The following is a 6,447-nucleotide window of genomic DNA, read 5'->3' on the forward strand; positions in this document are numbered from 1 at the left end:
GTTGTCCGGAATCCGGACGTCCGGGTCGAATGGGCGGTCGATTCGTTATTTCGGGCGGTTGTTCCTCATTCGGCCTCCGATCGAACGTACGACGTGCTGTGCAGGTCACCCGAAAATGGGATGCGGGCGCCCGTACGCTGGATGCCATGACCGCAACGGGGGAAGACCGGGAAGCGGCGGGTCCGACCACCCGTGGCTACTGGTGGTGGGAACGGCGACGGAGTATCGCGCTGGATGTGGGGCTCGCGCTCGTTTCGGCGGCGGAGTGCGGGCTCGAAGGGGTGGACTTCGCGGGGGACACCGGGCTGCCGGTGCCCTTCGGGGTGGTGTTCGGGCTGATCGCGGGGGCCGTGCTGCTGGTGCGGCGGCGCTGGCCGATCGCCGTGGTGCTGGTCTCGATCGCGACGACGCCCGCCGAGATGGGCTTCCTGATGGGCCTCGTCGGCCTGTACACGCTGGCCGCGTCCGAGGTGCCCCGGCGGATCACCGCGGTGCTGATGAGCATGTCCCTGGTGGGGACGTTCATCGTGACGTACGTACGGCTCCGCCAAGGCGTGAACGAGAACGCCGACTTCGGGCCCGGCGACTGGTACGTGCCCATGCTCTCCCTCTTCATGGCCGTCGGGCTGACCGCCCCGCCCGTGCTGTTCGGGCTGTACATAGGGGCACGGCGCCGGCTGATGGAGAGCCTGCGGGAGCGCGCGGACTCGCTGGAGCGGGAGCTGTCGCTGCTCGCGGACCGGGCCGAGGAGCGGGCCGAGTGGGCCCGTACGGAGGAGCGGACCCGGATCGCCCGCGAGATGCACGACGTGGTCGCCCACCGGGTGAGCCTGATGGTCGTGCACGCGGCGGCGCTCCAGGCCGTGGCGCCCAAGGACCCCGCGAAGGCCGTGCGCAACGCGGCCCTGGTCGGCGACATGGGGCGCCAGGCGCTCACCGAGCTCCGCGAGATGCTGGGCGTCCTGCGCACCGGTGATCCGGCGTCCGCCCGGGTCGAGCAGGTGCCGCTGGCCTCCGTGGGCCGGGCGGCCCAGGCCGCGGCGGAGGACGGACCCCGGCTGGACGAGATGGAGGCGCTGGTCGGCCAGTCGCGCGCCGCCGGCATGACCGTCGAACTGTCGGTCGAGGGCTCCGCCCGCGCCTACGCGCCCGAGGTCGAGCAGACGGCGTACCGCGTGGTGCAGGAGGCCCTGACCAACGTCCACAAGCACGCGGCGGGCGCCAAGACGTGGGTGCGGCTGGCGCACCGGGGCGCCGAGGTCGCCATGCAGGTGGAGAACGGCCCCACGGACGCGGCCACGGCCGACGCGGGCCTGCCCAGCGGCGGCAACGGCCTCGTCGGCATGCGCGAACGCGTCCTCGCCCTGGGCGGAGTCTTCGTCTCGGGCCCGACGGACGCGGGCGGCTTCAGGGTGTCGGCGGTCCTGCCGGACGGCGGCACCATCCCGAGCCCGGGCGGCGGCAGCTCAAGCCCGTCCGGCGTTTGAGGACGGAACCCTCGCGGTGGTGACCGCCCACCCGGCGTGAACCGCCGCGCCGGAGACCCCGGCTCAGCCCGAAACCAACCGCTCCGGCTGCAACCCCGTCACCAACGTCGCCAGCGCCGTGTCGATGTCCTGGCCGAGATACCAGTCCCCGGTGTGGTCGATGGAGTACACCCGCCCCGCCAGGTCGATCGCCAGGACGGCCTGCCCGTCCCCCTCCTCGCCGAGCGGCGCGACCTCGGTCGCCAGCGCGCGGCCGAGGTCGCCGAGGGTGCGGGCCAGGTGCAGCCCGCTCAGCGGGTCGATGCGGACGGCCGGCGGCGCGATCTGGCGCCCCGGCGCGGTGGCGGTGATGTGGAGGCCCCCGAACTCCGCCCACGCCTCGACCGCCGCCGGGAAGACCGCGTGCTGGTGCCCGGCGGGCGAGGCGTGCGAGCGCAGCGCGTCGGCCCACTCCTCTGCCTGGCGGATGTCCCACCGGCCGGGCGCCCAGCCGGCGGCCCGCAGGGCGGCGTCGACGGCGACGGGGAAGCGGGTGGCGGACTGGCGGTCGGGGCCGGTCTGCCGGGGCAGGTCGGTGCGGTCGTGCATGGGCGCGGTCAGCTCTTCTCTGCGGTGGTGGCCGCGCCGCCCGCGGTGAGGTCGACCGGGCGTACGCCGAAGTGGGCGAGCATGACGGCACAGGAGCGGCAGGGCGCCGCGTAACTGCCGTGCAGCGGGTCGCCGTCCTCGCGGATGCGGCGGGCGGTGAGCCGGGCGTGCTTCAGGGCGCGGCGGGCCTCGCCGTTGGTGAGGGGCTTGCGCTGGGCGCGCTTGGAGCGCCCGGCCTCGGCGGCGGTGAGGTGCCGGGAGAGGAGTATGGCCTCGGGGCAGCGGCCGGTGAACCGTTCGCGCTGCGCACTGGGGAGGGTGTCCAGGAAGTCCTGGACGAGGTGGTGCAGGACCGGCGGCTGGTCGCCCTTGCCGGCGGTGCAGGTGAGCGTCTCGCCGCGTACGGACAGGGCGGCGGCGACGGCGGGCAGGATGCCGTCGCGGCGCTGGCCGAGCCGGGGCGCGGGGCCCTTCTCGGTGCTGCTCCAGCTGAGTCGTGGGTCCCCGGTCGTGACGGTCTGTGCAGAGTGTGCGGTGTGCATGGTGCTGTGTCCCTCCCGTGCCCGCAGCGGCCGCTGCCTGGTGTGCACGCCCCCGTGTATGCGGGTGACAGCCTGCCAAATGTGTCGGGTCCTGTGAAAGCTGGGTCGCTGAAACGTGTCTGCGTGTCGCGGTTCGGTGGCGCTCCCGTCGCTCGTCCGTCACGCCGTTGTGACGTTTGGTGACGGCTATGGCCCGGGGATGACGGGGCCGGTCCCCGTACGGGTGACACCGCTTAGGCTGTGCCTGGACCGCCTCCTGGGCAGGTCGGTCCTCATCAGCCAGACGCAGCAGGGGGCAACCGCCATGACGACAGGTCGGCTCGGGCAGCAAGCCGCGCCACCGAACGCGGCCTACGCCGGGCAGCTCGTGCACTTCCCGGACCCGGTCCGGGCGTCCCGCCACCCCAGAGGGGTGCGGATGGACGAGAACGGCTGTCCGGACTTCTCGCCGTACGCGCGCGCCGCCGCGGAGATCGCGGAGCCTCCGCAGGGTTTCGGTGTGGACGAGCTGCGGCTCACGGACTACGTGTCCGCGAACGCGGCGCTGGCCGAGGCCGGCCACGAGTTGTGGGACACGGTCCCGCCGGTGGCGACGCCGCACGGCTGGACCTGGCACCACGTGCCGGGCGGCCGCCGGATGGAGCTGATCCCGGTCGAGGTGAAGGCGCTGCTGCGCCACCACGGCGGGCTCGCGTCCACGGAGGTCGACCAGGACAAGCGGGGCACGCGGCCGCTCCAGGAGACGCGCCCCGCGCACTTCCGGCTGCCGAAGGGCGCCGTGGCGGTGACCGAGCAGCAGATCCTGGGCGCCGAGGAGGACCTCGGCTACCGGCTGCCGGGTGCGTACCGCTCGTTCCTGAAGGCGGCCGGCGGTTCGGCCCCGGCCGGTACGGCGCTCGACGCGGAGCTGGGTCTCCTGATCGACCAGCCGTTCTTCACGGTGCGCGAGGAGGCCGCCGTGAACGACCTGGTGTACGTCAACAAGTGCCTGCGCGACCACCTGACGAAGGACTACCTCGGTGTCGCCTTCGTGCAGGGCGGCCTGCTCGCGGTGAAGGTGCGCGGTGCGGCCCTGGGTTCGGTGTGGTTCTGCGCGTACGACGACGCCCGGGACCGTGACGGCTGGACGGTGCAGGAGCGGGTGGACCGGCTGCTGCTGCCGTGCGGTGAGGACTTCGACGCGTTCCTCCAGCGGCTGGCGGGCAATCCGCCGGAGCTGGAGACGGTGGCGAACCTGATGGTGGACGGCGGCTTCGCGCAGGCCGTCCCGGTGGAGGGGTGAGCGCGATGGTGACCTTCGCTCAGGCGCAGGAGCGCGCTGAGGAATGGGTGAACGGCGACGTTCCCGCGTACCAGCACCGCGAGGTGCGCGTCCGTGAATTCGAACTCGGATTCGTGGTGTGGGCCGAGGACCGCCCGGACGGACCGGTGTCCGACGGCGGTCGTCAGCGGCTGGTGATCGCGCGGGACAGCGGTGAGGCGACGCTGTGGCCCGGGCTGCCGGTCGGTGAGGTGATCCGGCGGTACGAGGAGGAGTACGGCGCGCAGGAAGTGGAGCCGGCCGCCCCGGCGCCGCCCGAGCGGGTGGACCTGAACCAGACGTCGTTCCTGTTGAGCCCGCCGGAGTGGCTTCAGGAGGCGGCGGACAAGCTGGGCATTCCGGACCGGCGTGCGGAGCGGGACGACACCCCGCCGCCCGCGCCCCAGACCCCGTCGTCCTTCCCGCCGCCGGCCCCGATCCCGTCGCCCTCGACGTCCTCGCAGGGCGGTTCGGTGGCGTACGAGCCGACCGCCTCGGACGGCGTACCGGCGTCCTCGCTCCAGCCGCCCGTCGGGGCCACGCCGTGGGCGGGCACCGATGTGAACGCGGACTCGGACGACGCGGAGGTGGCGCTTCCGGCGACGGTGTTCGCGCCGCCGCTGTCGGGCGCCGACGACGAGGAGGAGCTGCCCCCGGTCGTCCCTGCGGACGCGCCGACGGCGCTGATGTCGGGCGGCAGCGCGCTGCCGAAGACCGCGATCGCGCCGAGCCTGGGCGGCGAGCGCCCGCCGGTGGGTCCGCCGGTCCCGGGTCCGCCCGTGCCCGGCACCGCCGTGCCCGGTCCGCCGGTCCCGGGGCAGCACACGCCGCCCCCCGCCCAGCACACCCCGCCTCCCGGACCCCCCGGTGGGCCCGGGGCCGGGGACATCGCCGATGCCGCGACGAGCAAGGCGGCCATCCCGCCGCGCGCCTCGCGTCCGGGTACGCCTCCGCCGCCCGGAGCCCCCGGCACCCCGGGCGCCCGGCCGGGCGCACCGGTGCCGCCGCCCTCGGGGCCAGGTGCGCCCGGCGCGCCCGCGGGCGGCTATGTGCCGACGCAGCTCGTCTCCCAGCTGGGCCCGCCCGGCGCCCCGCAGCCGCCCGGTCCGCCGACGCCGCCCGGCGGCGGGGTGCACCACGCGGCCACGATGTTCGCCGACCCGAACGCCTCGTCCGGCGCGGGCGTCCCGCAGCCGCCCGGTCCGCCGGGTGTGCCGGGCGCGCCCCAGCCGCCCGGCCCGCCCGGAGTCCCCGGTGCGCCCGTCGGGCAGCAGCCGCCTCCGCCGCCGAGGGCGACGCCTCCGCCCGGCCCGGGCGGGGTGCACCACGCGGCGACGATGCTCGCGGGTCCGGCGCAGGCCGGTCCGGGGGCGCCGCAGCCGCCGGGCCCGCCGGGTCCGCCGGTGGGCGCGCCGCCCGCGTACGGCTATCCGCAGACGCCGCCCGGTCAGCCGACCGTGGGTCCGGGCTACCAGGCGGTGCTGCGGTTCCGGGCGCCGGACGGCAGTGAGCAGCAGCTGATCCGCCGCTCTGCGCCGGGCACCCCGCACCCGGAGTGGCAGATGCTGCACGAGCTGCGGGCGATGAACGTGCCGCCGCAGCAGGTGATCGAGCTGCACACGGAGCTGGAGTCCTGTGAGCTGCCCGGTGGTTACTGTGCCCGGATGATCCGGGAGACCTGGCCGCAGGTGCGGATCACCTCTGTCGCCCCGTACGGCACGGACCATGCGAGCCGGCAGCAGGGCATGCAGCATCTGCTGACGCACCAGGGCGAGCTGCACCAGGTGGCGGACGGTCCCGCGCGGCCCGCGCCGGTGCGGGCGCCGCTGCCGCAGATGCAGCCCGCGCCGCCGGTGCCGCCGGAGGCGCTGGCCGAGGAGATGATGCAGACCTTCGGTCCGCAGGGTGTCCTCCGCTTCGACCAGCGCGCGGTGTCGCGTCAGGGCGTGCCGGAGATCGTGGCGCGGACCCTGGTGTGGGCGGGTCTGCCCGCCGACTTCGGGCCGTTCTTCTGGGCGCAGCCGGGTCAGCCGGTGGTGCCGACGCTGGCGGAGCTGGCGGCGCAGCGGCAGGTGCAGCCCGCGTCGGACGCGGGGTCGTATCTGGTGATGGGCTCGGACTTCGGCCGGGCGATCTGCGTCCAGTACGGGACCGCGCACATCGTGGCGGTGCCGGTGGAGGCGGGTCCGGGCGGTGCGCCGGTGCCGCCGCAGTTCGTGAACACGGGGTTGCCCGAGTTCGTGCGCTGCATGGCGCTGCTGGGCCGGATGTGGCGGCTGCGGTACGGGCTGAACCCGGAGCAGGCGGGCCGCTGGACGGTGGACTTCCAGGCGCAGCTGGTGGCGCTGGACGCGGCGGCGCTGGCGTCGCCGGAGAGCTGGTGGTCGGTGCTGCTGGAGCAGATGTGGGACGGGCTGATCTGACCGTTCCGTGTGCTAGGTGTATTGACCCGCAGCGTTGTTGACGCGGCTGATCGGGGGTTGGCCTCCGAGTGCGGTGTGGCAGCGGTGGTGGTTGTAGGTGTGGAGGA

General features: G+C 74.7%; 5 protein-coding genes. 3 read left to right on the forward strand and 2 right to left on the reverse strand.

Annotated elements, in window-relative coordinates:
- Positions 1 to 146 precede the first annotated feature (146 nt).
- A complete protein-coding gene (locus tag ACIQZN_RS29290; RefSeq protein WP_404000082.1) occupies positions 147 to 1,487 on the forward strand; it encodes a sensor histidine kinase in 1,341 nt (446 codons plus the stop codon).
- Between the two features lie 63 nt (positions 1,488 to 1,550).
- On the opposite strand, the gene ACIQZN_RS29295 is transcribed toward ACIQZN_RS29290, so the two are convergent.
- A complete protein-coding gene (locus ACIQZN_RS29295; RefSeq protein WP_265543912.1) occupies positions 1,551 to 2,075 on the reverse strand; it encodes an SUKH-3 domain-containing protein in 525 nt (174 codons plus the stop codon).
- 8 nt (positions 2,076 to 2,083) lie between these two features.
- Entirely contained in the window at positions 2,084 to 2,617 is a 534-nt protein-coding gene (locus tag ACIQZN_RS29300; RefSeq protein WP_404000085.1) for a YwqJ-related putative deaminase, read from the reverse strand.
- Between the two features lie 304 nt (positions 2,618 to 2,921).
- Between ACIQZN_RS29300 and ACIQZN_RS29305 the strand changes: the two genes are divergently transcribed.
- Positions 2,922 to 3,899 carry an SMI1/KNR4 family protein gene (locus ACIQZN_RS29305; protein WP_404000088.1) on the forward strand — a complete coding sequence of 326 codons (978 nt, stop codon included), beginning with the start codon at positions 2,922 to 2,924 and terminating at the stop codon, positions 3,897 to 3,899.
- A gap of 5 nt (positions 3,900 to 3,904) precedes the next feature.
- A complete protein-coding gene (locus ACIQZN_RS29310) occupies positions 3,905 to 6,340 on the forward strand; it encodes an SUKH-4 family immunity protein (RefSeq protein ID WP_404000091.1) in 2,436 nt (811 codons plus the stop codon).
- Positions 6,341 to 6,447: the final 107 nt, after the last annotated feature.

This window comes from Streptomyces sp. NPDC097595, assembly GCF_044761525.1.
Taxonomy (GTDB): domain Bacteria; phylum Actinomycetota; class Actinomycetes; order Streptomycetales; family Streptomycetaceae; genus Streptomyces; species Streptomyces drozdowiczii_A.